Raw genomic sequence first — 24,215 nt, 5'->3', positions numbered from 1 at the left:
CCCCAGCCCGCGCCGGGCCGCCGCGGGCGGGCAGTGCGGTGGGCCCCTGGTCCGGTTTCCTCATGCTCGGCGCGTAGAGTCTCCGTTCGTGAGTGACGCCGCTTCGCCCTGCTGCTCCGTCCGGGGTCTCACCAAGAGCCACGGCGAGATCCGGGCCAATGACGGGGTCGACCTGGAGATCCGCCAGGGCGAGATCTTCGGGCTGCTCGGCCCGAACGGCGCCGGCAAGTCCACGCTGGTCCGCCAGCTCACCGGACTGCTGCGACCGGACGCGGGCAGCGTGCAGATCCTGGGCCACGACGTGGTCCGGCACCCCGAGCGGGCCGCCCGGCTGCTCGGTTACCTGGGCCAGGAGTCCACCGCGCTGGACGAGCTGACCGTGGCGCTGGCCGCCGAGACCACCGGCCGGCTGCGCGGGCTGGGCCGGGCCGCCGCCCGCGCCGAGAGCGCCGCGGTCCTGGACGAGCTGGGGCTGGCCGCGCTGGCCGGCCGCCCGCTGGCCAAGCTCTCCGGCGGCCAGCGGCGCCTGGCCTGCTTCGCCGCCACCCTGGTCGGCGAGCGCCCGCTGCTGGTGCTGGACGAGCCCACCACCGGCATGGACCCGGTGGCCCGGCGTGCCGTGTGGACCGCGGTGGACCGCCGCCGGGCCGAGCGCGGCACCACCGTGCTGCTGGTCACCCACAACGTGATCGAGGCCGAGACGGTGCTCGACCGGGTCGCGGTGCTCGACGAGGGTCGGGTGATCGCCTGCGACACCCCCGGCGGGCTCAAGGCCCTGGTCGACGGCGACGTCCGGCTCGACCTGGTGTGGCGCTCCGAGCCGCCGCTGGAGGTGGCCGCCGTCGCCCGGCTGGCCGAGCGCGCGGAGCGCACCGGCCGGCGCTGGACGGTGCGGACCACCCCGGAGGAGGCCAGGGAGCTGGTCGCCGCCGTCACCACCGGGCCGGCCTTCGCGGCCCTGGACGACTTCACCCTGGCCACCCCGAGCCTGGAGGACGTCTACCTCCGGCTCGGCGGCCGCCACCAAGGACTGGCGAAGTGACCGCAGGACCGGGAACCGGCCCCGTGACCGTAGGACTTGTGACGTGACCGTACTCACCCCCGCTCCCGTGTCCGCGCCGGCCGGCCAGGCCGCCCCGCTGGCCCCGGCGGCCCGGCTGCTGCCCGCGCTCGCCGCCGTCTACCGGGCGCAGCTGGCCCGGGCCAAGGTGGCCCGGATCCCGCTGATGTTCGTCGCCACCTTCCAGTCGGTCGGCATCCTGGTGATGATGCGCGGCGTGGTGGACAGCGGCGACAACCCGTCGGCGCGGGCCGTGGTGGCCGGCTCCAGCGTGCTGGTGGTCGCCTTCGTGGCGCTCAACCTGCTCGCCCAGTACTTCGGCCGGCTGCGCGCCACCGGCGGCCTGGACCACTACGCGACGCTGCCGGTGCCGGCCGCCTCGGTGGTGCTCGGCGCGGCCGCCGCCTACGCCTCCTTCACGCTGCCCGGCGCGCTGGTCACCGCCGGATTCGGCGCGGTGCTCTTCGGCCTCTCCCCGGCCCACCTGTGGGTGCTGCTCGCCGTCGTCCCGCTCGCTGGCGCGGCGCTCAGCGGGCTCGGCGCCGCGCTCGGGCTGCTGGCTCCCAAGCAGGAGCTGGCCACCATGGCCGGCCAGCTCGGCATGTCGGCCGCGCTGCTGCTCGGCGTGCTGCCCGCCTCCCACCTGCCGGGCGCGGTCCGGGTGCTGCGCGACCTGCTGCCCTCCACCTACGGCGTGGACGCGTTCGCCGCCACCTTCGCCCGGCACCCCGACTGGCCGCAGGTCGTGGCGGACCTGGCCGTCTGCGCCGGTGTCGGGCTGGCCTCGCTCACCCTGGCGACGTGGTCCTACCGCCGCGCCACGACCCGCTAGCGGGTTTCGCGGGGTCGGCGTGAAACGATGGGCGGCGTGACCGTACCGAACAGTTCCCCGGACACGCCCGGCGCGGCCGACGAGCCGCACGGTGCCCCGGACACGCCCGCGCCGAGCGACTGGCCGCTGCCGATTCCCGAAGCGCCGCCCACGCCCTGGCGGCGGCTGAGCCCCGAGCTGCTGGTCGGCGCCCCGATCCTCGGCGCCTGCCTGGTGCTCGGCGTGCTGATGGGTGCGATGTGGTTCTGGCTGGCGCCCGAGGTGCCGCTGGTGGTGCACGGGCAGAGCGTGCTCTACGTCGACCCGGAGGGGGAGCAGGCGGCCGGCGCGGACAGCGTCTTCGTGCTGCTCGGCCTCGGCTTCGGGCTGGTCGCGGCGGCCGGCGCGTTCTGGCGCACCCGGCAGCGCGGCGGCGGCATCGTGGTGGCGGGCGTGCTCACCGCCGGCGGGCTGGCCGCCTCCTGGATCGCCTGGCAGCTGGGCGTGCTCTTCGGCCCGACCGGCAACATCGTGGCGCACGCCAAGCAGGTCGGGGACGGGCACACCTTCAACGAGGCGCTCGCGCTGGGCGCGAAGGGCGCGCTGCTGGCCTGGCCGATGGCCAGCCTGGTGCTGCTGCTCGCGCTGACCGCCACCTTCGGCAAGCGCGAGCAGGACCCGCCGCCGTACTGGGCGGGCCCGGCGCAGCCGTCCGCCGACGGCGCCGCGGTGGCGCAGCCGGCCGGTGCGGAGGGGGTCGCCAGCAGCTCGCCGCTGCCCGCGCCCTCGCCGGAGCCCGGTCCCGACCGCCGCTCCGAGGGTCCGTCCGGCGCGGTGGTCCCGCCGCCGTCCTCGGCCTCGCCCGCGGCTCCGGCCGAGGCGGTGCCCTCAGCGCCGGCCGATCTCGGCGCTGACGGCCCCCGTCAGGCGCAGTAGGTCGGCGGGCACCAGCTCCACCTCGAGGCCGCGCCGGCCCGCCGAGACGTAGATCGTCGGGTGGGCCAGCGCGGTGGCGTCCAGCACCGTCCGCAGCGGCTTGCGCTGGCCCAGCGGCGAGATGCCGCCGCGCACGTACCCGCTGCTGCGCTCGGCCGCCGCCGGGTCGGCCATCGCCGCCCGCTTGCCGCCCACCGCGGCGGCCAGCGCCTTGAGGTCCAGCTGCCCCGCCACCGGCACCACGCCGACCGTGAGGGCGCCGTCCACCTCGGCGACCAGGGTCTTGAAGACCCGCCCGGGGTCGATGCCCAGGGCCTGCGCCGCCTCGCCGCCGTAGGACTCGGCGGCCGGGTCGTGCTGGTAGGCGTGCACCGTGAACGGCACCCCGGCGGCCTCCAGCGCCACCGTGGCCGGGGTGCCCTTGCCGCCGCCGTTCTTCTTCGCCATCGCGCGCTCCCGGTCGTGTGGTGTCAGTTCCGGCTGAACGGCTGGCGGGTCAGCTCCACCGCCGGGACCGAGGGCAGCCAGTTCAGCAGCGCCGTTTCCCGGCGCAGCAGCTCCAGTTCGGCGGCGAGCCGGGTCGCGTTGTCCGGGCAGGCCAGCAGCTGCTGCTTGACCGGCACCTCCAGCACCGAGGCCGCGGCCACCAGGTAGGAGAGCACCTGGGGGTCGTCCGGCAGTTCCTGCTCACCGGAGAGGCTGGTCTGCCGGGCCCCGGCCAGCCGCTTCTGGTAGGCCCGGAAGGCCCGTTCCACCCCGGCGGCCAGCGCGCCGGCCCCGCTGCCCGGTCGCTCCGCGAGCGGCTCGCAGCTGCCGACCAGGTAGGGCCCGCCGGTCTCCAGGGCGGTCAGCTCGAACCGGGTGGTGCCGGTGATCAGCAGCTCGTAGCGGCCGTCCGGCTGCGGGGTGACCGAGGCGATGTCGGCCACGCAGCCGACCTGGTGCAGTGCCTGCAGCGGGTCCCCGTCGGGGATGCCGAGCCCGTCCAGCGGACCGGCCGGTTTGTCACTCTCGGTGACCGGAGCCACCTCGCGCCCGTCCTTGATCGCCACCACCCCGAACCGCCGCGGCGCCTCCTCGGGCTCGGCCAGCAGGTCCGCCACCAGGCGGCGGTACCGCTCCTCGAAGACATGCAGCGGCAGCACCAGCCCCGGGTAGAGCACGGCGTTGAGCGGGAAGATCGGCAGCCGTTCTGTCACGGCGCACAGCGTAGCCGCCCGCGCCGGGCGGCGGTCGGGGGCATGGGGGCCGGGGGTGGTCGTGTCCGTGTCAGGATCGCCCCATGACCACGCAGCCAGCGGTGACCCTGCACCGGATCGAGCCCGCCGACTGGACCGCTGTCCACTCCTGGGCCGCCCGGCCCGAGGTCTGCCGCCACCAGCCCTGGGGGCCCAACACCGAGGAGCAGAGCCGGCAGTTCGTCGAGCAGGCGGTGGCAGCCTGGGCGGCCGACCCGCAGGAGCGGTACGCCTTCCTGGCCCGGCTCGGGCCGGTGCCGGTGGGCATGGGCGAGCTCCTGGTCCGCAGTCGCCGGGCCCGGCAGGGCGAGATCGCCTACCTGGTGCACCCGGACCACTGGGGAGCCGGGATCGCCACCGCGATCGGCCGGCTGCTGCTCGCCCACGGCTTCGACCGGCTCGGCCTGCACCGCGTCTTCGGCACCTGCGACCCGCGCAACGTCGGCTCCGCGCGGGTGCTGCGCAAGCTCGGCCTGGTCCACGAGGGCCGGTTGCGCGACGCGGACCTGTTGCGCGACGGGTGGCGGGACACGGAGGTGTTCGGGATCTTGGAGGAGGAGTGGCGCCGGGGGCGGTGCGGGGGCCGGCCGCAGGGGCGTGCGGGAATGTCGGAGGCTCGTGGAACAGTGGAGTCGCGACGGGAGTAAAGAACTTATGGAGCCTGTTACAACCCTCTGGCAGTATGGGTTGGGTCGAGGCCGGCTTGAGCCGCCCGCCAGGCGGATTCCTGGGCTTCTGGACTCTTGAGGACGTCGCACAGCTGCCTGGCTCAGCACAGCTGCTGAGCCGATCTCCTTCGTACGGGGGTGACGGACCGTGGTCCATGCAACGTCAGATGCGGCCAAGCGGCACAGACTTCAGGAGCTGAGCCAGTTCCTGCGGAGCAGACGGGCTCGGCTGTCCCCGGAGGTGTTGGGGATCGACCCCTCGCGCCGGCGCCGCACGCCCGGCCTGCGGCGGGAGGAGGTCGCCGTGCTCGCCGGGGTGGGGACGTCCTGGTACACCTGGCTGGAACAGGGCCGGGACATCAACGTCTCGCCGGAGGTGGTGCACGCGATCTGCCGTGCGTTACGCCTGAGTTCGGCCGAGTCGGCGTACCTGTTCAGGCTCGCCGGCGTCAGCCCCTCGGACCAGCCGCAGCAGGAGCCCGGGGCGGAGGCGCGCAGTCACCTCGACGAGATCGTGAACCAGTGGTTCCCGCAGCCGGCGCTTGCGGTGGACCCGTTCTTCAACATCCTGGCCGCCAACGCGGCGGTGCCGGAGGTGCTCGGCTTCCCGCTGGGGGCGAACGTGCTGATCACCTTCTTCACGGACTCCTCCTGCTGGGAACGGTACGAGAGCCCCGAGCACCTGGCCGAGGTGACGGTCTCGCACTTCCGCGCCGAGATGGCCTCGTACTTCGGCGACCCGCGGCTGGACCAACTGACCGGCCGGCTCTGCGACCTGAGCCCGGAGTTCAGGAAGCTCTGGGAGAGCCACGACGTGCTGGAGGTGGACCAGCACCGGGCCAAGGTGGTGCGGCACGAGCAGGCCGGCGCGTTCACCTTCCACGTGCACACCTGGAACCTCGCCGCCAACGACAGCGTCAAGCTGATCCTGCACACGCCGACGGACGAGGAGACCCGCGACCGCCTCGCCGGGCTGTTCCCCGGTTGACGCCGCGTCGGCCGCCGGTCGAGGGACCGGCGGCCGAGGGTGCCGGGGCGGCTGCCCGACGGCGCGAACTGCTGGGCGAACCGTTGGGCGAACTACTGCGCGAAGGCCAGCGCGGCGCCGTGGCTGTTCTCGAACATGTGGTAGCGCTCGATCAGGCCGTCGTTGACGGTGATCCGCAGCGCGAAGACGCTGCTGAAGAGCTTCCCGGTGCGGTGCACCTCGTGCGCGAAGGAGCCGAGCACGACGGCGTCGGCGCCGTCCACCAGGATCCGCTCCACGGCGAACTCCTTGGTGGTCACGTCCTCCAGGGCGCTGCGCAGGAACGCGTCCACCTCGGCGGGGGTGGTGCGGTGGCCGGTCCACGGGACCGTCTCCGCGCCGGCCACCAGGAAGTCCACGGTCGGGGCGAACAGCGCCAGCATGCCGGGCCGGTCGCCGGCGCCGAACCGGCCGAAGAACTCCTGAACGGTCTCGGCGGTGCCCGGCTTGGCGGTCGTCGTCATCGTGGGTGCCTTTCTCGGATGTGGGCTCGGGTGTGGATGGTGGAGGTGGGGAGGCCTCAGGCCGGCAGCGCGGCGGCGTCCGCGGCGGGCAGCAGGGCGGCGCGCAACTGCGCCGCCACCCGGGTCAGTTCCGGGCTGCCGTCCTGCTCGGCAAGGTAGTGGTCCGGCCGGACCAGCACCGCGCCGTGGGCCCGCGGGCGCCAGCCGAGCGCGATGCCGCCACCGACGGCGGGCGGCTCGGCCGGCACGCCCTCGACCAGCAGGCCGTCACCGGTGACGGTGAAGACCGTCACCAAGTCGCCGTACTGACGGTGTAGTTCGTCCAGCGCCGCGCGGGTCGGCGCCGGGACGGCGCTCTCGCCGTCCGGCAGGGTGAGCAGGATCGTGTACCGGTCCGGCAGCGCGTCGCGCAGCAGCACGGCCTGCCGGTCCGCCCCGGCCAGCACCGTGAGGTTGGGCAGCAGGTAGCCGTTGCGGAACTCGTCCGGCCCCAGCGGCAGCAGGTCGGCGAACGGCAGCGGGTTCGACCGGGCGGCATCGACGGGCTCCGCGGCGACCGCGATGCCGGTGGGGTAGCCGTTGGTGAGGCCGGCCAGCCACGGCGTGTACAGCCGGTCGAACAGGCCCAGCCGCTCGGCGAGTCCGGCGGCCACGTCCCGCAGCGCCACCTGCCAGGGCTCCTTGAGCAGCCAGGCCTTGGTCTGCACCTCGGCCTGCTTGACCACGGCGGCCGCCACCGCCTTGCGCTCCGCGTCGTAGCTGTCGAAGAGCTCGACGGGGGCCTGCCCGCGCAGCACCAGGTCCAGCTTCCAGGCCAGGTTGTGCGCGTCGGTGACGCCCGTGTTCAGGCCCTGCCCGCCGGCCGGGCTGTGGATGTGCGCGGCGTCGCCGGCCAGGAACACCCGGCCGACCCGGAACCGGTCGGTGTGCCGGGCGTGGATCTTGAAGGTGGTCTTCCAGTCCACGTCGTGCAGCCGCAGGCCGCCGGGGCCGCGGTTGTCGACGTAACTCTGCAGCACCTCCTCGGTGAGGCCCTCCGGGCGCAGCTCCGGCGGCGCGGCGGTGAAGACCCGGAACCGGCCGTTGTACAGCGGGACCATCACCAGGATGCCCCGGTCGGACTGGAAGTAGTGGACCGCGTCGCGCTGCAGGTCGCCCTCGACGGAGGTGTCCGCGAGGATGAACAGGTTGGGGTAGGTGGCGCCCTCGAACTCCAGGCCGATCTGCTTGCGGACCGTGCTGGCCGCGCCGTCCGCGCCGATCGCGTAGGCGAACTCCGCCTGCTCCGGCTCCCCGGTGGCGGTGCCCAGCGTGGCGGTGACGCCGTCCGCGTCCTGGGCCAGTTCGAGCAGCGCGGTGTCCCACTCGACAGCGCCGCCGGCCTCCTCCAGCGCGAGCCGCAGCATGTTCTCCACGTGCGGCTGGGTGATCACCGCGGGCTGGGTGGCCCGGTCGAACCCGAGGCGGCAGATCTGCCGGGCGTCGGAGTAGTAGCGGAAGGCGTCGACGGGCAGGCCGTACTTCTCGATCTGCGGGCCGCAGCCGAGGCGGCGCAGCACCTCCAGGGTGCGCGGCCACACCATCAGGGCCTTGGTCAGCGGGCTGGGTTCGTGCGCCTGGTCGATGATCCGCACCGGCACGCCGCGGCGCACCAGCTCGGCCGCCGCGGTCAGGCCCACGGGCCCGGCGCCGACGACGAGGACCGGCCGAGTCTCGGTCATGGGTCTGTCTCCTTGGTCACTTGGTGGGAGGACGTGCGTGGGGACGAGCGGTGCCGGGGTCACAGCGCGGAGACCGTCTCCTCGGCGGAGCGGGTCGGGGCGGTCACCGGGTTGCCGCGGCGCTCGCGGAGCAGCCAGACGATCGCCGGCGCGCCGAGCAGGCAGACCGCGGCGAGCACCCACAGCACGGTGTGGAAGGCCGAGGTGTAGGAGTCGGAGACGAACGTCACGAACGCGTCGTGGTCGGCGCCGGCCACCGACTGGGCGGCCGAGGAGAGTTCGCCCTGCACCGCCTTGTTCGCCAGGGTGCCGACGTCGTGCGTGTACGGGCTGCGGTACCGGTCGATCCCGGCGGCCAGCCGGCTCTGGGTCAGGCTCACCAGCACCGCGCTCATGCCGGCGATGGCGACCGTCTCACCGGTCAGTCGCAGCGTGTTGAACATGCCCGCGGCCATGCCGGCGCGGTTGGCGTCCACGGTGCCGACGGCCGCGCCGTCCAGCAGGCCGAAGGAGATGCCCACCCCGGTGCCGATCACCAGCAGCGGCCCGACCAGGCCGCCGGTGGAGGAGCTGCGGTCGATGGTGGTCAGCCAGGCCGCGCCGAGCCCGACCAGCAGCAGGCTCCCGCCGAGCAGCACCCGGGTGGGGACGCTGCGCGACAGCGCGCCCGCCGCCATCGGGAGCAGCAGCACGGGACCGCTCAGCAGCAGCATGGTCAGACCGGCCTGCCGGGAGCTCATCCCGTTGATGCCGATGAAGTAGGAGGGGAGCAGCACCAGCAGGCAGACGAACCCGAAGGCCAGCAGCACCGGCATCAGCGAGACCGCGACGAACTGCGGGCGCCGGAACAGCGACAGTTCGAACATGGGGCGCTGCTGCCGCTGCTCGGCCACCACGAAGCCGGCCAGCAGCACCGCGGCCAGTACCAGCAGCACGATCACCAGCGGGCTGCCCCAGCCCAGTTGCGGCCCCTCGACCAGGGCCAGGGTGCCGGCGAACAGGCTGCCGCTGAAGGTCAGCGCCCCGGACCAGTCGAGGCCGGCGCCGTTCGGGTCGCGCGACTCGCGCAGGAACGGCAGGGCGAACAGGACCAGGCCGCTCACCACGGCGTGGCAGACGAAGACCGCGCGCCAGCCGCCGGCCTGCACCAGCAGCCCGGCCGCGGACGGGCCGAGGGCGAGGCCGAGCCCGAACGACGAGCCGAGGAAGCCGAAGGCGCGCATCCGGGCGGGGCCGTCGAAGGTCTGCGCGAGCAGGGCGGAGGCCGCGGTGAGGACCATCGCGGCGCCCACGCCGGCGAGCGCCCGCAGCACGTCGAGCAGCACGATGTCGGAGACCACGGCCGCGCCGAGGGTGCAGAGCGTGAAGACGCCCAGGCCCAGGCCGAACATCCGCCGCCGCCCGAGCAGGTCGGCGATCGAGCCGGCCGCCAGCATCACGCTGGCGAAGGTGAGGTTGTAGGCGTTGACCACCCACTGGACGCTCACCAGGCTGGCGCCCAGGTGGCTGCCGATCGACGGCAGGGCCACCGAGGTGCCGGTGAGCGAGGCGGGCAGCAGGCCGCAGGCGACGCAGACCGCGATCAGGGTGATGGTGGGATGGACGCGCGGCTGCGCGCTCCCGGAGGGTGCCGTCGACACGGAAGTGCCTTTCGTCAGCGAGTCAACAGGGAGAGGGTCAACGGGAGGAGCGGGGGAGGGCCGCCATGGACGGGGCCCGGCGGGATGGGCTCATCGGGACGACGGGCCGGTGGCCGCGGCGCGTCGGCGCCGGCCGGCCGACTCGGCGGTCCACAGCAGCAGGGCCAGCAGGGCCAGGCCCGCGCCGGCGGTGCAGACCCCGCCCCAGCCCGCGGCGGCGTAGAGCACGCCGGAGAGCGCCGAGCCGGCCACGCCGCCCAGGAAGTACGTGGCCATGTACGCCATGGTGATCCGGCTGCGGGCCTCCGGTCGGAGCTGGAAGAGCACCCCGAGGTTGGTCACCTGGTTGCCCTGGACGCCGAAGTCCAGCAGCAGCACGCCCAGCACCAGCGGGACCGGCCAGCGTCCGCCGTCCAGGGCCAGCAGGCCCCAGGAGAGCAGCACCGCACCGAGCAGCACGGTGGTGGCCAGCCGGTCCCGGCCGCGGTCCACCAGCGGCCCGGTGAGCCGCGCGGCCAGCGCGCCCGCCGCCCCGAGCAGGCCGAAGGCACCGATCAGGCCCTCGCCGAAGGAGTACGGCGGCCGGGCGAGCAGGAAGGCCACCGAGGCCCAGAAGGCGCTGAAGGAGGCGAAGGTCAGGAAGCCGTAGGCGCAGCGCAGCCGCAGCAGCGGTTCCTCCCGGACCACCGCCAGCACCGAGCCCAACAGCCGCGGGTAGCGCAGGCGTTCACCGGGCGGCAGGTCCGGCAGGGACCGGTGCAGCACGCCCGCCAGCAGCAGCATCAGGACCGCCGCGGCCAGGAAGACCGCCCGCCAGCCGCCCGCCCACTGGGCGACCAGCCCGGCGCCGGTGCGGGCCAGCAGCACGCCGCCCAGCACGCCGCTCATCACCGTGCCGGTCACCCGGCCGCGCTGCTCCGGGCGGGCCAGGGTGGCCGCGAAGGAGACCAGCAGCGGTGCGACCACCGCGGTGACCGACATCAGCCCGCAGGACACCACCAGCGCGCCGATCGAGGGGGCACCCGCCGCCGCGCACTCGGTGACCGCGACCAGCAGCAGCAGGGTGACCACCAGCCGGCGGCGGTTCACCAGGTCGCCCATGGGCACCAGCAGGGCCAGGCCGATCGTGTAGCCCAGGGTGGTCGCGGTGGCCACCAGCGAGGCCGTTCCGGTGCTGCAGTGGAAGGCGTCGGCGATGACGGTGAGCAGCGGCTGGGCGTAGTAGATGTTGGCCACGCCGAGACCGCCGGCCACCGCGAACAGCACGGTCATGCCCCGGGAGAGCCCGCCACCGGCCGACATCCGGCGTCTGGCCGGCGGCCGGGCGGCGGTGGCCGTCGAGCGGGTGCTGGAAGCGGTCACGGGATGCCCTTCGTCGGTGTGGTGGTGGGAGGTCGGTCAGTCCCGGACGGCCAGCACGAGCTTGCCCGTGGTCCGGTTCGACTCGCCGGCCGCGTGCGCCTTGGCGGCGTCGGCCAGCGGGAAGACCTCGGACAGGTGGACCCGCAGCAGGTCGTGGTCGACCAGCGAGGCCAGCGCCTCCAGGCCGCGGTGGTCCGGCTCGACCAGGAACGGCGTGACCCGCACCCCGAGGGAGGCGGCCCGGGTCACCAGCTCGGGGCTGAGCTGACCGATGGTCAGGATCAGCAGGCCGCCCGGGCGCAGGGTCCGCAGCAGCTCGAAGCTGTGCTCGCCGCCGAGCACGTCGAGGACCACGTCCTGGTCGCGCACCTGCTCGTGCAGCGGGCCCGCGGTGTAGTCGACCGGGTGGTGCACCCCGTGCGCGCGCAGGAAGTCGTGCTTGGCGGCGGTCGCGGTCCCGGTCACCTCCGCGCCGAGGCCGGCGGCGATCTGGGTGGCCAGGTGGCCGACCCCGCCGGCGGCGGCGGTGACCAGCACCCGCTGCCCGGCGGCGAGTGCGGCCACCTCGACCAGGCACTGCCAGGCGGTCAGCCCGGCCAGCGGCAGCGCGGCCGCCTCGGCGAAGCTCAGCGACGCCGGCTTGCGGGCGAACTGGCGGGCCGGCGCGGTGACGTACTCGGCGTAGCCGCCGCCCTGGCGGGGGAACCAGATCAACCCGAAGACCTCGTCGCCGGGCTGGAACCGGGTCACCCGGGGGCCGGCGGCCACCACGCCCGCCACGTCCCAGCCCTGGACGAAGGGCGGTGCGCCGAGCGCCCCGGGCGGGAACACCCCGGCGCGGATCTTCCAGTCGACCGGGTTGACGCCCGCCGCGTGCACCTCCACCAGCACCTCGGTGGGCACCGGGACCGGGCGCGGGACCTCGGTGGGCTGCAGCACCTCGGGGCCGCCGACGGCGACCGTCCGGATCGCCTTCATGGTCTCTGCCACGTGCTCTCTCACTCTCGTTCTGGTGTCGGTCGCCCGGGTTCCGGGGTCGATCGGTCGAGTCGGGCCCAGCCGCGGGCGGCGGCCGTGCGGTGCAGGTCCGGGTCCGGCCCGACCACCACCGGGTGCCCGACCGCTTCGAGCATCGGCAGGTCGGAGGCGTGGTCCCCGTAGGCGTGGCTGCGGGTCAGGTCGAGGTCCAGCAGGGTCGCCAACTCCTCGATGGCGTGCACCTTCCGGGCGCCGATCATCGGGTGCGCCACCGCGCCGGTGTAGCGTCCGTCGCGGATCGCCGGGCGGGTGCAGAGCACGGTGGTGGCGTCCGTCCGGCGGGCGATCGGGTCCAGGCAGGGCGGGAACGAGCCGGAGACCAGCACCACCGGCTCGCCCGCCGCCTGGTGCCGGCGGACGGCCGCCAGCACCAGGGGGTCCAGCAGCCCGCCGCCGCGTTCCTCCTCGGCCCACCACTGCTCGCCGTGCCGCGCCAGTTCGCCGACCTCGCGGCCGGCGAACTGGCGGTAGAAGGCCCGGTTGACCTCCTCGCGGGGCGTGCCGAGCGCCTTCAGCCGGCGGTTCTCCGCCATCGCGGCCTCGAAGGCCGCCGGACCGAGCCCGCGCCGCCGCAGGTCGTGGGCGAGGAAGCGGAACAGGCTGACACCGCGCAGCAGCGTGCCGTCGACGTCGAGGAAGGCTGCGGGCCGGGCCACGGTCAGCCGATCCGCTCGTCCAGGTAGCGGACCCACTCGCCGAGTTCCTGGTCGAGGCGGAGGTCCCCCTCGGGGACGTTGAGGCCGTACTCCCGCTCGATGTACAGCGAGATCTCGATCAGGGTGAGCGAGTCCAGGTTGATGGTCTCGAGGGTCTGGTCGAGCTGCAGTTCGGCGGAGGTGATCTCCGCCTTGTCCGCGATGAACTCCAGCAGCCCGGGGTAGGTGGTCAGGGACATGGGTGGTTCCGCCTTTCGTCTTCCTTGGTTCGGGGGGCCGGGTCAGAGCTGTGCCGGACCGACCATCGCGGCCGCCGCCAGCTCCCACGCACTGCTCAGGCCGGGCCCGTTGCTCAGGGCCGGCCCGTTGCCCAGATCCGGCCCGTTGCTCAGATCCGGCCAGGTCAGGGCCGCTGCGCCCCAGGTGGCGCCGGCGCCGAAGGCGGTCAGCAGGATCCGGTCGCCGGGCGTGAAGAGCCCGCGGCCCGCGGCCTCGTCCAGCGCGAGCGGGATGGAGGCGGCGGAGGTGTTCCCGTAGCGGTCGAGGTTGGCCACCGCGCGCTCCCTGGGCAGCCGCAACTGGTCGGCGACGGCGTGCAGGATGCGGATGTTGGCCTGGTGGGCGACCAGCCAGTCGACCTCCGCGAGCTGCCAGCCGACCTGCTCCAGCACCGTGCGCGAGGACTCCTCCATCCGCCGCACCGCGTGCTTGAACACCTCGCGGCCCCGCATGGTGAAGTAGTGGTCCTCCGGCGCCGCGACGTTCCCGTGCGAGCGCTGCCGTGATCCGCCCGCCGGAACCATGATCAGATCGGCGAGCAGGCCGTCGCTGCCCAGGTTCAGGCCCAGTAGCGCCCCCGGCTCCTCTGGGTCGCCGGCGCGCAGCACCACGGCCCCGGCGCCGTCGCCGAAGAGCGGCGCGGTGTTGCGGTCGGTCGGATCGATGATCGTGGTGAAGGCCTCGGCCCCGACCACCAGCACCTGCTCGGCGACCCCGCTCGCGATCAGGCCGGAGCCGGTCGCCAGGGCGTAGAGGAAGCCCGAGCAGACCGCGCCCACGTCGAACGCGGGGATCTCGCCGAGGCCGAGGCCGGCGGCCACGATCGGCCCGGTGGCCGGGCACTGGTAGTCCGGGGTCGCGGTGGCGACCACCACCGCGCCGACCCGGTGCAGACCGGCGGAGCGCAGCGCCCGGCGGCCGGCGGCCACCGCCAGGTCGCTGGTGGCCGTGCCCGGCTCCACCATCCGGCGCTCGGCGATCCCGGTCCGGCTACGGATCCAGTCGTCCGAGGTGTCCATCCGCCCGGCGAGCTGCTCGTTGGTGACGACCCGGGCCGGTACCGCGGAGCCGGTCCCGGCCAGGACTGCGACACGTGTCATGACATTCCCCGTTCTGACGGTGACCGGCCGCGGGCCGGGTCAGCGGACGATCACCGAGGCGCGGTCGCTCTCGATGGTCATGTCGATGGCGTCGTACTCCTGCTGGGCCAGCGCGATCGCCTTCTCGACGGTGGTGACCGGCGTCAGGCCGAAGAGCTCCACGATCCGCTCGAGGCGGGCCGGCACCGTCCCGCCGACCACGTGCACCGGGATGCCGAGCTCCTCGGCCACCTCGACCAGGCGCTCGTCCGCCATCGAGCGGAAGCGCTCGTTGACCGGGCGGTGGCCGTCGGCGGCCAGCGCCAGCTCGTTCGGCAGGTGCACGAAGGCGTCGTAGGTGCTGCGCACGTGCTGCTTGTAGGCCACCCCGAGCTGCTCCATCACCTGCTCGAAGACCCGGATCTCGGCGGTGCGCTCGACGCTCTCCAGGTCGCCGAGGTGGACCGAGTCGTTGGGGTTGATCCCGACGACGACCCGCACCGAACCGTAGATCCACTCCTGCAGCGAGGTGCCGTCGGAGACGAAGGTCTGGCCGGCCCGGCTCTCGTGCAGCACCCGGTCGACGTGCCTTCTCACGATCAGCTGGACCAGTTCGGCCGCGTTGCACTGCTCCAGGGTCTTGCCGGGAATCGCCTCGGGCAGCAGTTCCCGCATGGTCTTGGCCCGGGTCCGCGGAATTCCCGCGTACTGCGCGAGGGCGTACGTGGTGATGGTCTTTCCCGATGAATAGGTGCCGGAAATGGCGAGTCGCATGAACGCCTCCAGAGCGGTGCCCGGGAATTCCGGGCAGGCGATGCCCGGAAAGCCGGGCGGAAGGTGCCCGGTCGGCCGGGCGAAGTGAAAGTGGGAAGGATGGTTCCGAACGGGTCAGGGCAGTCGGTGGGTGACGCTGCAGCGCACCGTCGTGCCGCCGACCTCGCCGACGATGTCGGCGGTGCGCCAGACCCCGTCCGCGCGCTCCAGCAGCGTGCGCTCCTCCAGCCGGACGCCGATCGGCAGGTCGGCGGGGAGCGGCTCGGCCGCGCCGGGGGCGGTCAGCACGGTGCTGCGCATCCACAGGGTGTTGCTCTGCCCGCGGCGCAGGCCGTCCAGTTCGTAGAGCAGGATCTGCCCGAGCTGGAGGGTGGTCACGAAGGCCTCGGTCAGTCCGAGGAACGGCTGGTGGTCGCCCTCGATCCCGTGGTCCGCGACCGGGGTGCCGGCCGGGTCGGCGCAGTGCACGGTGCCCTCGGCCCGGCTGCCCACCGGGTCGACCTCGATGTCCCGCACGGTCTGCTGCCGGTGCACGAAGCCGGTCCCGTAGTAGCGGGTGGCGGCCGGGCCGAGCAGCTCGTCCGGGCCGGCGAAGTGGACCGCGCCGGCGGCGGGGCGGGCGGGCGCCGCCGGGTGCTCGATCTCGCAACGCACCCGCATGGCGCCGATGGTGGTCTCGACCCGGGAGCGCCGCCCGTCGTCCTCGGTGCCCAGCACCGAGGCCCGGATCGGCAGGTCCGCCAGGTCCTCCAGCGGTGCGCCGGCGGCCTTGATCCGCACCTGGCGCACCCGCATCGCCCGGCGCTGGTGCGGCGTCAGGTCGAGGGTGTGGGTGAGCAGCAGCTCGGCGGCCTGCACCGCGACGATCAGGGCGTCGACCGTGCTCAGGTGCGGCCGCAGGTCGATGCCGGCCTTCTTGCGCGACCAGTCCGTGGGGTAGACCACGTCCAGCCGGGTGTGCAGTGTGGTGGAACCGTCGGCGGTGGGCTCCACCGCGACCTTCTGGTAGTCGTACCGGACCCGCCGGTAGCCGGCGCCGAAGAAGCGTCCGGCGGCGTCCCCGAGGTAGTCGTCGACGGAGGACAGTCTGCTGGTGTGCGTCGAATTCATGGGTCCCCCAACCCTGTTCGTCGCGGTGCGACGGCGGGCCCTCCGGTGTTTCGGCAGGGCGCCCGCAGGTGAGAATCGGTCCGGGCGTTTCTGGTGGCGGCCCTTGACTGTTTCTCAAGTGGTCCGCGACTCGCTCTCCGGCTCGTTCCGAACGTAGCACGAGCGATTCGCCCGCTGCCTGCGTCTGTCGATGCTGTTACTGCCAGTACCAGCCTCAGCGGCACCACGTCCGAGCCCTTGAGAACGCCTCGCAGCCGGGTAGTGTCATGGCGTCCGAAGGGATGCGGGGAACGGCCGGACGTCGTTCCGATCCCCTTTCCCGAGTCCTTTCGATGCGTTCCGCGGAGCGGCGATGAGTGTGGTCGGCCGGCTCGGTCCGGTCCCGGTGACTCCGGCCTACGAGCACGAGCAGCTGGTGGCGAAGCTGGGGATCGAGATCGTGCGCTGCGAGCCGGGGTTGGTGGTCGGCACCATGCCGGTGGGCGGCAACCGCCAGCCGGCGGGCATCCTGCACGGCGGCGCCAACGCCGTGCTGGCCGAGACCCTCGGCTCGCTGGCGGCCATGCTCCACGCGGGTCCGGGTCGGACCGTGGTGGGGCTGGACCTCTCGTGCACGCACCACCGTTGGGTGGCGGCCGGCACGGTGACCGGGGTCTGCCGGCCGCTGCACGAAGGCGGCGGCAACGCCAGCTACGAGATCGTGATCAGCGACGCCGCCGGCCGTCGCACCTGCACGGCCCGGCTCACCTGCGCGATCGGCCGACCGCCCGCCCGCCGTCCCGGGCCCGTTCTTCCGTCAGACAAGTCCCAAGAACAGCCGAGTACTTGAGAGAGGTACCGACGATGTGCCACCCCACCGACAGCAGGCCGCCGGGCGTCGAGAACCCCGGTGAGGTCGAGCAGCACGGCCCCATCGAGCTCACCTCGGCGGACGGCACGGTGTTCAACGCCTACCGGGCGCTGCCGGCCCAGCCGAACGGCCGCAGCGTGGTGATCCTGCCGGACGTCCGCGGCGTCCACCCGTACTACCAGGACCTGGCCCAGCGGTTCGCCGAGGCCGGCTACGCGGCGGTCGCCGTCGACTACTACGGGCGCACCGCCGGGCTCGGCGACCGGGGCGACGACTTCCCGTGGGCCGACCACTTCCCGAAGATCGACGCCGCCCAGGTGGCCCAGGACGTGCAGGCGGCCGCCGCCCACCTGGCCGAGGTCGCGCCCGGCCCGGTCTTCACCGTCGGCTTCTGCTTCGGCGGCAGCCAGTCCTGGCGGCTGTCCGCCGCGGACCTGGGGCTGGCCGGCGTGATCGGCTTCTACGGTGCGCCCGGGCTGGTCCAGGATGTTATTGGTGACATGTCCGCGCCACTCCTGCTGCTGATCGCGGGTGCGGACGTCGCCACCCCGCAGGAGGACTTCGCCGCCTTCGCCGGTCAGCTGACCGACGCCGGCAGGACCTTCGAGATGCAGGTCTACGAGGGGGCCCCGCACTCCTTCTTCGACCGCGGCTTCGGCGAGTGGCAGGAGGCCTGCTCCGATGCCTGGCGCCGGATCCAGGCCTTCACCGAGCTGCACGGCGCAGCCTGACCGACCGACCGCCCGTCCGCAGCCCGCACCGATCCGAAAGGCCCCGTGATGACCGAGCACCCGAGCGAGCGGTTCGCCCGCGGGGTGGCCAACCTCGCCGCCCTCGGCGACAGCGGCGAGGCGATCTTCAGTTCGCTGGCCGAGGTCGCGCCCGACCTGAGCCGCTACGTGGCGGAGTTCGCCTTCGGCGACCTGTACTCGCGGCCCGGACTCGACCTGAAGCAGCGCCAACTGCTCACGATCGCCTCGCTGAACGCACTGGGCGACTGCGAACCCCAGCTCACCTTCCACATGAACCTGGCGCTCAACGTGGGAGCGACGGCCGAGGAGATCGTCGAGACCATCCTGCACTGCCTGGCGTTCGTCGGCTTCCCGCGGACCTACAACAGCATGCGGATCGCCAAGAAGGTCCTCGGCGAGCGGGGTCTGCTCCCGGTGACGGGCGCGGCCGCCGGGAACGCGGGCGCCACGTCCGCGTAACCCGGCCCCTCCCTCCGGACGCGGGTGCGCGCTTCCGCTGCTGGCGCCCCGCGTCCGGGTTTCCCCCGCCCCCAATCCCCAGGTGGTGAGCTGGAACATGAACCATTCCGAGGTGCGGTTCTCCTCCATCGACGACTTCCTCGGCACACCCGAGCGGCGGTTCTTCGGCAACGGCCTCAACGAGGTCCGGCACGCCCTCAGCGCCGTCTCGGTGGTCGACCGGGACGGCGGGCGACGGGGGGTCGACGCGTCCGCCACCCTGCGGCACCCCGGCGACTGGAGCCACCGGACCTCGGGCATGCCGTTCGCCCCGTACGTCGACTGCATCGACGCCCTCGCCCTCTCCGTCCAGCTGTGCGAGGTCCACCTGCTGCACGCCCAGGGCCTCGGGCCCGACCAGCGCCGCCGCAGCTGGCTGCGGCGCTACGAGTTCTGGGCCGCCCCGCACCACGCGGCCCCGCACGACGAGTTCCCGGTCCAGGCGACCCTGGTGGAGACCAGGCCCGCACCGGACCGTCCCGGCGAGCTCTGCTCCACCTTCGAGCAGCAGCTCGGCCCGGCCCGGACCCGGTGCGTGGTGCAACACCCGCCGGGCACCGGAGTCGGCACCCCCGCCGCCGCGTTCGCCACCGCCGACCAGGCGCTCGGCCCGGCCGCCGAGCGGTTCCACGCCCACGGCTACCGGCACCGCCGCCGGCGCCTGACCGAGGTGCTGGTCCACCTGGCGGAACGCCGGATCGAGAGCCGGGTCGAGATCACCCCCGACCGGCACCCCGAGCCGCCCCACCTCGACCTCGGCAGCGCCTACGCCCCCGCCTTCTCGCTGCTCGACTGCCTGGCCGTCCAGGCGCAGCTGGGCCAGGCCCTGCTCTACCAGATGGACGGCGCCACCGGTGTGGACGGCGGCCGCCTGCGCATCCCCCGGGTCACGGTCACCGCCCAGCCCCCGGACCGCCGGCCGCTGGCGGGCCCCTTCGACGCCGTGGCGAGCGTGGACCGCAGTCGCCTGCTGACCTGGGAGGGCGAGACCTGGCGCACCATCAAGCTCACCGGCAGTTGCCGGGGCATCACCACCTCCGCCTGGCTCGCGCACGCCCTGCCGGCCGCGGTCTTCCTGCAGGAGACGGCCAGCCAGGCGGCGGCGCTGCCGGTCTGACAGCTGCCGGTCTGACAGCTGCCGATCTGACAGCTGCCGATCTGAGCGCGGTGCGGGCCCGGGACCCGCCCGGGCCGGTGACCGGCTCAGCCCCGCTGCAGGATCCGGGTGGCCCCGGTCACCGCGGTGGTGGCCAGGGCCCAGCCGGTGAGCACCAGGGCGGCGCTCAGGGATTGGCTGAAACCGGCCGGGGCCCAGCCGTCCTGGCCGAGGTTGACGATCGGCAGGACCAGGCTCAGCGAGTAGAGGGCCGGGTTCCAGTGCGGGTGCTCGTCGGGCTTGACCGGCGCCGGCTGGTGGCCGGCGAACCAGAGGGCGCCGACCGCCCAGGCGGCCAACAGCCACAGGGCGGCGCGGCGCGGCCGGTAGCCGTAGCCGACGGTGACGTCCTGGAAGGCGCACCAGAGGCGGCCGGGCAGCGGGAGGGTGGCGCTGCGGCGCTGCTGCTTGGCGTACTGGACCTCGCGGGCGTCCTCGTCGAGGCCGTCCCGGCGCAGCGCGGCGGCCAGCTGCTCGTACGGCTCGGGGTGGTAGCTGTCCAGACCGCGGGAGAGCCAGGCGATCCGCTGCTCGACGGTGAAGCGGCTGCCCTCGGGCGGGCGCAGGTAGTCGTAGGCGAAGCCGGTCAGCCGCACCCGGTGGTTGGTCGGCCAGGCCTGCGGCACGTCGACCAGGTTGCCGACCCGGGCCCGGGAGAGCGCGACGGTGCCGGTCGGCGGGGTCGGGCAGGTGAAGCGCAGCTCGGGGGTGTGGATCCGGCGCAGCGAGAGCTCCTGGCCGGTGCCGAGGTGGAACTCGGCGGAGGCGATCAGGCAGGCGGCCTCGAACCGGGCGTCCTCCAGCCGGACCCCGCCGAAGGCGCGGAACGGCAGCACGACGCCGCCGGCCGGGGCGGCCTCGTTGAAGCCCCGGCCGTAGCGGCTGCCCGGGTCGGTCCGCAGGGTGGCGGGGGCCTCGCCGAACGGGACGGGGGAGGTGGCGCTCTGGTCGAGGTCGGGGTACCCGTCCGGCAGCGGTGCGGAGGCCGGCCCCGCGGCCGGGCGGGCGAACGGGCCCGGGTCGCCGTGCGGCAGGCTGTAGACCACGCCCTCCAGCGAGGGCGGGGAGACGGCCCGGCGCGGCGCGGGCACCGGCGCGGCGGCCCAGCCGGTCAGGTAGAAGGTGCTGCCGACGTTCACCCGGGCCGCGTTGAGGCAGTTCTGCTGCCCGGGCCGGGCGCGCAGCTCGGCGCCGCGCAGCGCCAGCCGGCCGCCGACCTTGGCGGTGCGCAGGCTGAGGTCGCCGTAGGTGGTCAGCCGGTCGGCCTCGAAGTCCTGGTGGACGGTGAGGCCGTCGGCGGAGAACGCGTGCTTGTACTGGTCGCAGCCGGCCACCAGGTAGTTCACGATCAGGTCGGTGCCGATCTGGGCGTCGGTCAGCCGGACCCCGAACGGGATCGAGCAGCGGGCCAGCACCAGGTCGCCGGAGGTGGTCAGCCGGGAGGCGTCCAGCCGGGGCAGCCAGCACCCGTCGAACCGCACGGTGCCGGCCTGCGCCTCGGAGAGCAGCACCCCGCTCTCGAACTGGCAGGCGCGCAGCTCGACGAAGTCGGTGATCCGGCCGCCGGCCAGGTCGAGCCGGCCGGTGACCCGCGCACCGGTCAGCTTGAGACCGCGCACCGTGCCGGGGATCGCGGGCGGTCCGTCGAGCAGTAACAGCGCGAGCACCTCGGCCCGCACGGTGCGGTCCGGGCCCCAGGCCAGCGGAGTGAACGGGTCGTCCGCCGCCGGGTCCCCGGTCGACAGGTCGCACACCGCGCCGCGCCGGAACGCCGCCCAGAGCCGCTGCTCCACCGCGCTCCACTGCTCCGGCGCCCGTTCCGCCAACCGTCCCATCAGGCCTGCCCCCCGAACCCCGAACACCCGTGCCCGAACATCTCAGCGTTCGTATCACGGACTGAAATGCGAAGCCACCTATTCCGGACACTCCTTACACTTGCACCTGTGATCTCTCGAATCGACCTGCGCGGCTCCATCTCGGACCCGCGCGACCTGCTGCCCCGTGCCGAGTTCGACGTGGAAGCCGCCCTGGAGAAGGTGCGGCCGATCTGCGAGGACGTGCGCCATCGTGGCGTGGCGGCGCTGGTCGAGGTCACCGAGCGCTTCGACGGGGTGCGCCTGACCAGCACCCGGGTCCCCGAGGCGGAGATCACCGCCGCCCTCACGACCCTGGACCCGAAGGTGCGCGCGGCCCTGGAGGAGTCGATCCGCCGCGCCCGCCTGGTCCACCACGAGCAGCGCCGCACCGACCACACCACCCAGGTGGTGCCCGGCGGCACGGTCAGCGAGCGCTGGGTGCCGGTGGACCGGGTCGGCCTCTACGTGCCGGGCGGCCTGGCGGTCTACCCGTCCTCCGTTGTGATGAACGTGGTGCCCGCCCAGGAGGCCGGGGTGCCGGGCATCGCGGTCACCTCGCCGCCGCAGAAGGAGCACGGCGGCCGGGTGCACCCGACCATCCTGGCGGCCTGCGCGCTGCTCGGGGTCACCGAGGTCTACTCGGTCGGCGGCGCCCAGGCGATCGCGATGTTCGCCTACGGCACCGAGGAGTGCGCCCCGGTCAACCTGGTCACCGGCCCCGGCAACATCTACGTGGCCGCCGCCAAGCGCCTGCTCAAGGGCCGGATCGGGATCGACGCCGAGGCCGGGCCGACCGAGATCGCCGTCCTCGCGGACGACAGCGCGGTGCCCGCCGAGGTGGCCGCCGACCTGATCAGCCAGGCCGAGCACGACCCGATGGCCGCCTCGGTGCTGGTCACCGACTCCCTGGCGCTGGCCGACGCGGTCGACGCCGAGCTGGTGAAGCAGGTGGCCGAGACCAAGCACCGCGAGCGGGTGGAGACGGCGCTGACCGGCCGGCAGTCCGGCACCGTGCTGGTCGACGACCTGGCGCAGGGCCTGGCCGTGGTCAACGCCTACGCGGCCGAGCACCTGGAGATCCAGACCCGGGACGCCGCCGCGGTGGCCGCCCGGGTGCGCAACGCCGGCGCGATCTTCGTCGGCCGGTTCGCCCCGGTCTCGCTGGGCGACTACGCGGCCGGCTCCAACCACGTGCTGCCCACCGGCGGCTGCGCCTGCCACTCCTCGGGCCTGTCGGTGCAGTCCTTCCTGCGCGGCATCCACGTGATCGACTACAACCGCGAGGCGCTGGCAGAGGTCGCCGCGCACGTGGTCAACCTGGCCAACGCCGAGGATCTGCCCGGGCACGGCGATGCCATTCGCGCCCGCTTCGACTGGACGGTACCCAACTCTTGAAGATCGACGACCTGCCGATCCGCGACGAGCTGCGCGGACAGTCGCCCTACGGCGCCCCCCAGCTGGACGTCCCGGTCCAGCTGAACACCAACGAGAACCCCTACCAGCTGCCCGAGCCGCTGGTGGCCCGGATCGCCGAGCGGGTGGCCGAGGCCGCCCGCGACCTCAACCGCTACCCCGACCGCGACGCCGTCGAGCTGCGCACCGAGCTGGCCCGGTACCTGACCCGGACCACCGGCCACCAGCTCACCACCGGCCAGGTCTGGGCGGCCAACGGGTCCAACGAGATCATCCAGCAGTTGCTGCAGACCTTCGGCGGGCCCGGCCGCAGCGCCCTGGGCTTCGCGCCGTCGTACCAGATGCACGAGCTGATCTCCCGCGGCACCGGCACCCGGTGGATCCCCGGCCCGCGCCGGGCCGACTTCACCATCGACCTGGAGAACGCCAAGGCCGCGCTCGCCGAGCACCGCCCGGACGTGCTCTTCATCTGCTCGCCGAACAACCCGACCGGCACCGCGGTCGACCGCGAGACGGTGCTCGCCCTCTACGAGGCCGCGCAGGCGGTCAAGCCGACCATGGTGCTGGTGGACGAGGCGTACGTCGAGTTCTCGCACCGCCCCTCGCTGGTCCCGCTGCTGGCCGGGCGGCCGCACCTGGTGGTCACCCGCACCATGTCCAAGGCGTTCGGCGCGGCCGGGCTGCGGCTCGGCTACCTGGCCGCCGACCCGGCCGTGGTGGACGCGGTGCAGCTGGTCCGGCTGCCCTACCACCTGTCGGCCGTCACCCAGGCGACCGCGCTGGCCTGCCTGGAGCACACCGACACGCTGCTGGGCTACGTCGAGCGGCTCAAGACCGAGCGGGACCGGCTGGTCGGGGCGCTGCGCGACCTCGGCCTGACCGTGACCGACTCGGACGCCAACTTCATCCAGTTCGGTGTCTTCGCCGACCCGCACGCCGTCTGGCAGGCCCTGCTGGACCGCGGCGTGCTGGTCCGCGACAACGGCGTCCCCGGCCACCTCCGGGTCACCGCAGGCACCCCCGCGGAGAACGACGCCTTCCTGGACGCCGTCCGCACCGTCACCAAGGAGCTGTCACCCGCATGACCCGCATCGGGCGCGTCGAGCGCACCACGAAGGAGACCACGGTCCTGGTCGAGATCAACCTCGACGGCACCGGGCAGACCGACATCTCCACGGGCGTCGGGTTCTACGACCACATGCTCGACCAGCTCGGCCGGCACGGTCTGTTCGACCTGACCGTGAAGACCGAGGGCGACCTGCACATCGACACCCACCACACGATCGAGGACACCGCCCTCGCGCTGGGTGCCGCCTTCAAGCAGGCGCTGGGCGACAAGACCGGCATCTACCGGTTCGGCAACTGCACCGTCCCGCTGGACGAGTCGCTGGCCCAGGTGACCGTCGACCTGTCCGGCCGGCCGTACCTGGTGCACACCGAGCCGGAGAACATGGCGCCGATGATCGGCAGCTACGACGTCACGATGACCCGGCACATCCTGGAGTCCTTCGTGGCCCAGGCCCAGATAGCCCTGCACGTGCACGTCCCGTACGGGCGCAACGCGCACCACATCGTCGAGTGCCAGTTCAAGGCGCTGGCCCGGGCGCTGCGCTACGCCGCCGAGTTCGACCCGCGGGCCGCCGCGGCCGGCATCCTCCCGTCGACCAAGGGTGCACTGTGAACAGCGCGACACTGCTGATCGTGGCCGGCCTCTTCCTGGGCGGCGGGGTGTACTCGTTCTGGAAGCAGAAGCTGCCCAAGGGCGTCATCGTGCTGCTGGCGATCGGCTCGGTCATGTGCCTGACCGCCGGCGCCATGCGCCTGTGA

26 protein-coding genes are annotated in these 24,215 nt (G+C 73.7%); 13 read left to right on the top strand and 13 right to left on the bottom strand.

The features are described from left to right. The first annotated feature begins 88 nt into the window (after positions 1 to 88). Genes ACQRUO_RS07060 through ACQRUO_RS07050 form a run of 3 tightly spaced genes read left to right on the top strand, consistent with a single transcriptional unit; the run spans position 89 to position 2,807 of the window. On the top strand, positions 89 to 1,042 hold the full coding sequence (locus tag ACQRUO_RS07060) for an ABC transporter ATP-binding protein (RefSeq protein ID WP_428314873.1): 954 nt from the start codon (positions 89 to 91) through the stop codon (positions 1,040 to 1,042). A 43-nt stretch (positions 1,043 to 1,085) separates the two neighbouring features. Continuing rightward, complete coding sequence (locus ACQRUO_RS07055) at positions 1,086 to 1,892, top strand: ABC transporter permease (RefSeq protein ID WP_428314872.1); 807 nt, start codon at positions 1,086 to 1,088, stop codon at positions 1,890 to 1,892. Between the two features lie 36 nt (positions 1,893 to 1,928). Next, a complete protein-coding gene (locus ACQRUO_RS07050) occupies positions 1,929 to 2,807 on the top strand; it encodes a hypothetical protein (protein WP_428314871.1) in 879 nt (292 codons plus the stop codon). Here ACQRUO_RS07050 and ybaK read toward each other — a convergent pair. Continuing rightward, entirely contained in the window at positions 2,760 to 3,254 is a 495-nt protein-coding gene (gene ybaK, locus ACQRUO_RS07045) for a Cys-tRNA(Pro) deacylase (protein ID WP_428314870.1), read from the bottom strand. The genes ACQRUO_RS07050 and ybaK overlap by 48 nt on opposite strands. A gap of 23 nt (positions 3,255 to 3,277) precedes the next feature. Continuing rightward, positions 3,278 to 4,006: an LON peptidase substrate-binding domain-containing protein gene (locus tag ACQRUO_RS07040; RefSeq protein WP_428314869.1), complete on the bottom strand. Its 729-nt coding sequence runs from the start codon at positions 4,004 to 4,006 to the stop codon at positions 3,278 to 3,280. An 83-nt stretch (positions 4,007 to 4,089) separates the two neighbouring features. On the opposite strand from ACQRUO_RS07040, the gene ACQRUO_RS07035 reads away from it, so the two are divergent. Together ACQRUO_RS07035 and ACQRUO_RS07030 are read left to right on the top strand one after the other, a co-directional pair. Continuing rightward, complete coding sequence (locus ACQRUO_RS07035; protein ID WP_428314868.1) at positions 4,090 to 4,692, top strand: GNAT family N-acetyltransferase; 603 nt, start codon at positions 4,090 to 4,092, stop codon at positions 4,690 to 4,692. Positions 4,693 to 4,861: 169 nt separating this feature from the next. Next, complete coding sequence (locus ACQRUO_RS07030; RefSeq protein ID WP_428314867.1) at positions 4,862 to 5,701, top strand: helix-turn-helix transcriptional regulator; 840 nt, start codon at positions 4,862 to 4,864, stop codon at positions 5,699 to 5,701. A 92-nt stretch (positions 5,702 to 5,793) separates the two neighbouring features. Here the strand turns inward: ACQRUO_RS07030 and ACQRUO_RS07025 are convergent, their stop codons facing one another. From ACQRUO_RS07025 to ACQRUO_RS06980, 10 genes are all read right to left on the bottom strand, one after another. Continuing rightward, positions 5,794 to 6,204: a nuclear transport factor 2 family protein gene (locus ACQRUO_RS07025; protein WP_428314866.1), complete on the bottom strand. Its 411-nt coding sequence runs from the start codon at positions 6,202 to 6,204 to the stop codon at positions 5,794 to 5,796. A 56-nt stretch (positions 6,205 to 6,260) separates the two neighbouring features. Further along, positions 6,261 to 7,925 carry an FAD-dependent monooxygenase gene (locus ACQRUO_RS07020; protein WP_428314865.1) on the bottom strand — a complete coding sequence of 555 codons (1,665 nt, stop codon included), beginning with the start codon at positions 7,923 to 7,925 and terminating at the stop codon, positions 6,261 to 6,263. A gap of 59 nt (positions 7,926 to 7,984) precedes the next feature. After that, positions 7,985 to 9,565, bottom strand: a complete 1,581-nt coding sequence (locus tag ACQRUO_RS07015) for an MFS transporter (RefSeq protein WP_428314864.1) — start codon at positions 9,563 to 9,565, stop codon at positions 7,985 to 7,987. 90 nt (positions 9,566 to 9,655) lie between these two features. Further along, positions 9,656 to 10,927, bottom strand: coding sequence for an MFS transporter (locus ACQRUO_RS07010; protein ID WP_428314863.1), 1,272 nt, complete (start codon positions 10,925 to 10,927; stop codon positions 9,656 to 9,658). Between the two features lie 36 nt (positions 10,928 to 10,963). Beyond that, entirely contained in the window at positions 10,964 to 11,905 is a 942-nt protein-coding gene (locus tag ACQRUO_RS07005; RefSeq protein ID WP_428314883.1) for an NADP-dependent oxidoreductase, read from the bottom strand. Positions 11,906 to 11,925: 20 nt separating this feature from the next. After that, positions 11,926 to 12,621 (bottom strand): HAD family hydrolase, encoded by a 696-nt coding sequence (locus ACQRUO_RS07000; protein ID WP_428314862.1) that lies wholly within the window; start codon positions 12,619 to 12,621, stop codon positions 11,926 to 11,928. 2 nt (positions 12,622 to 12,623) lie between these two features. Further along, the gene (locus ACQRUO_RS06995; protein WP_428314861.1) at positions 12,624 to 12,860 is read right to left on the bottom strand and encodes an acyl carrier protein; all 237 of its coding nucleotides are present in this window, start codon (positions 12,858 to 12,860) and stop codon (positions 12,624 to 12,626) included. A 42-nt stretch (positions 12,861 to 12,902) separates the two neighbouring features. Further along, the gene (locus tag ACQRUO_RS06990; protein ID WP_428314860.1) at positions 12,903 to 14,000 is read right to left on the bottom strand and encodes a beta-ketoacyl-ACP synthase III; all 1,098 of its coding nucleotides are present in this window, start codon (positions 13,998 to 14,000) and stop codon (positions 12,903 to 12,905) included. Between the two features lie 39 nt (positions 14,001 to 14,039). Next, positions 14,040 to 14,753: an AAA family ATPase gene (locus ACQRUO_RS06985; protein ID WP_428314859.1), complete on the bottom strand. Its 714-nt coding sequence runs from the start codon at positions 14,751 to 14,753 to the stop codon at positions 14,040 to 14,042. Positions 14,754 to 14,867: 114 nt separating this feature from the next. Next, positions 14,868 to 15,863 (bottom strand): AvrD family protein, encoded by a 996-nt coding sequence (locus tag ACQRUO_RS06980; protein WP_428314858.1) that lies wholly within the window; start codon positions 15,861 to 15,863, stop codon positions 14,868 to 14,870. A gap of 352 nt (positions 15,864 to 16,215) precedes the next feature. Here ACQRUO_RS06980 and ACQRUO_RS06975 point away from each other — a divergent pair, with 352 nt between their 5' ends. The 4 genes from ACQRUO_RS06975 (at position 16,216) to ACQRUO_RS06960 (ending at position 19,080) form a co-directional block, all read left to right on the top strand. Beyond that, on the top strand, positions 16,216 to 16,692 hold the full coding sequence (locus ACQRUO_RS06975) for a hotdog fold thioesterase (protein WP_428314857.1): 477 nt from the start codon (positions 16,216 to 16,218) through the stop codon (positions 16,690 to 16,692). Between the two features lie 14 nt (positions 16,693 to 16,706). Beyond that, a complete protein-coding gene (locus ACQRUO_RS06970) occupies positions 16,707 to 17,444 on the top strand; it encodes a dienelactone hydrolase family protein (RefSeq protein WP_428314856.1) in 738 nt (245 codons plus the stop codon). A 48-nt stretch (positions 17,445 to 17,492) separates the two neighbouring features. Further along, positions 17,493 to 17,924, top strand: coding sequence for a carboxymuconolactone decarboxylase family protein (locus tag ACQRUO_RS06965; RefSeq protein ID WP_428314855.1), 432 nt, complete (start codon positions 17,493 to 17,495; stop codon positions 17,922 to 17,924). 97 nt (positions 17,925 to 18,021) lie between these two features. Beyond that, the gene (locus tag ACQRUO_RS06960; RefSeq protein ID WP_428314854.1) at positions 18,022 to 19,080 is read left to right on the top strand and encodes an AvrD family protein; all 1,059 of its coding nucleotides are present in this window, start codon (positions 18,022 to 18,024) and stop codon (positions 19,078 to 19,080) included. 86 nt (positions 19,081 to 19,166) lie between these two features. On the opposite strand, the gene ACQRUO_RS06955 is transcribed toward ACQRUO_RS06960, so the two are convergent. Beyond that, positions 19,167 to 20,954, bottom strand: coding sequence for an oxidoreductase (locus tag ACQRUO_RS06955; protein WP_428314853.1), 1,788 nt, complete (start codon positions 20,952 to 20,954; stop codon positions 19,167 to 19,169). Between the two features lie 108 nt (positions 20,955 to 21,062). Here ACQRUO_RS06955 and hisD point away from each other — a divergent pair, with 108 nt between their 5' ends. From hisD to ACQRUO_RS06935, 4 genes are read left to right on the top strand one after another with little or no spacing between them, the layout of a single operon-like run. After that, entirely contained in the window at positions 21,063 to 22,370 is a 1,308-nt protein-coding gene (gene hisD / locus ACQRUO_RS06950) for a histidinol dehydrogenase (protein ID WP_428314852.1), read from the top strand. Further along, positions 22,367 to 23,473, top strand: coding sequence for a histidinol-phosphate transaminase (locus ACQRUO_RS06945; RefSeq protein WP_428314851.1), 1,107 nt, complete (start codon positions 22,367 to 22,369; stop codon positions 23,471 to 23,473). Before hisD ends, ACQRUO_RS06945 begins: the two co-directional genes overlap by 4 nt. Continuing rightward, positions 23,470 to 24,069: an imidazoleglycerol-phosphate dehydratase HisB gene (gene hisB, locus ACQRUO_RS06940; protein ID WP_428314850.1), complete on the top strand. Its 600-nt coding sequence runs from the start codon at positions 23,470 to 23,472 to the stop codon at positions 24,067 to 24,069. Before ACQRUO_RS06945 ends, hisB begins: the two co-directional genes overlap by 4 nt. Further along, complete coding sequence (locus ACQRUO_RS06935; RefSeq protein WP_428314849.1) at positions 24,066 to 24,215, top strand: hypothetical protein; 150 nt, start codon at positions 24,066 to 24,068, stop codon at positions 24,213 to 24,215. The genes hisB and ACQRUO_RS06935 overlap by 4 nt, the downstream gene beginning before the upstream one ends.

Origin of the sequence: Kitasatospora sp. LaBMicrA B282 (assembly GCF_050325825.1) — a bacterium.
Lineage (GTDB): Bacteria > Actinomycetota > Actinomycetes > Streptomycetales > Streptomycetaceae > Kitasatospora.
The sequence above is the reverse complement of the archived record's forward strand: the minus strand, read 5'-3'. Positions and strand labels throughout refer to the sequence as shown.

Excerpts from the sequence above, each read along its gene's own strand:
- ybaK (WP_428314870.1), bottom strand. The coding sequence starts at position 3,254 with ATGGCGAAGAAGAACGGCGGCGGCAAGGGCACCCCGGCCACGGTGGCG.
- ACQRUO_RS06960 (WP_428314854.1), top strand. The coding sequence starts at position 18,022 with ATGAACCATTCCGAGGTGCGGTTCTCCTCCATCGACGACTTCCTCGGC.
- ACQRUO_RS06975 (WP_428314857.1), top strand. The coding sequence starts at position 16,216 with ATGAGTGTGGTCGGCCGGCTCGGTCCGGTCCCGGTGACTCCGGCCTAC.
- ACQRUO_RS06955 (WP_428314853.1), bottom strand. The coding sequence starts at position 20,954 with ATGGGACGGTTGGCGGAACGGGCGCCGGAGCAGTGGAGCGCGGTGGAG.
- ACQRUO_RS06980 (WP_428314858.1), bottom strand. The coding sequence starts at position 15,863 with ATGAATTCGACGCACACCAGCAGACTGTCCTCCGTCGACGACTACCTC.
- ACQRUO_RS06995 (WP_428314861.1), bottom strand. The coding sequence starts at position 12,860 with ATGTCCCTGACCACCTACCCCGGGCTGCTGGAGTTCATCGCGGACAAG.
- ACQRUO_RS06965 (WP_428314855.1), top strand. The coding sequence starts at position 17,493 with ATGACCGAGCACCCGAGCGAGCGGTTCGCCCGCGGGGTGGCCAACCTC.
- ACQRUO_RS07005 (WP_428314883.1), bottom strand. The coding sequence starts at position 11,905 with ATGAAGGCGATCCGGACGGTCGCCGTCGGCGGCCCCGAGGTGCTGCAG.
- ACQRUO_RS06970 (WP_428314856.1), top strand. The coding sequence starts at position 16,707 with ATGTGCCACCCCACCGACAGCAGGCCGCCGGGCGTCGAGAACCCCGGT.
- hisB (WP_428314850.1), top strand. The coding sequence starts at position 23,470 with ATGACCCGCATCGGGCGCGTCGAGCGCACCACGAAGGAGACCACGGTC.
- ACQRUO_RS06990 (WP_428314860.1), bottom strand. The coding sequence starts at position 14,000 with ATGACACGTGTCGCAGTCCTGGCCGGGACCGGCTCCGCGGTACCGGCC.
- ACQRUO_RS07025 (WP_428314866.1), bottom strand. The coding sequence starts at position 6,204 with ATGACGACGACCGCCAAGCCGGGCACCGCCGAGACCGTTCAGGAGTTC.
- ACQRUO_RS07020 (WP_428314865.1), bottom strand. The coding sequence starts at position 7,925 with ATGACCGAGACTCGGCCGGTCCTCGTCGTCGGCGCCGGGCCCGTGGGC.
- ACQRUO_RS07035 (WP_428314868.1), top strand. The coding sequence starts at position 4,090 with ATGACCACGCAGCCAGCGGTGACCCTGCACCGGATCGAGCCCGCCGAC.
- ACQRUO_RS06985 (WP_428314859.1), bottom strand. The coding sequence starts at position 14,753 with ATGCGACTCGCCATTTCCGGCACCTATTCATCGGGAAAGACCATCACC.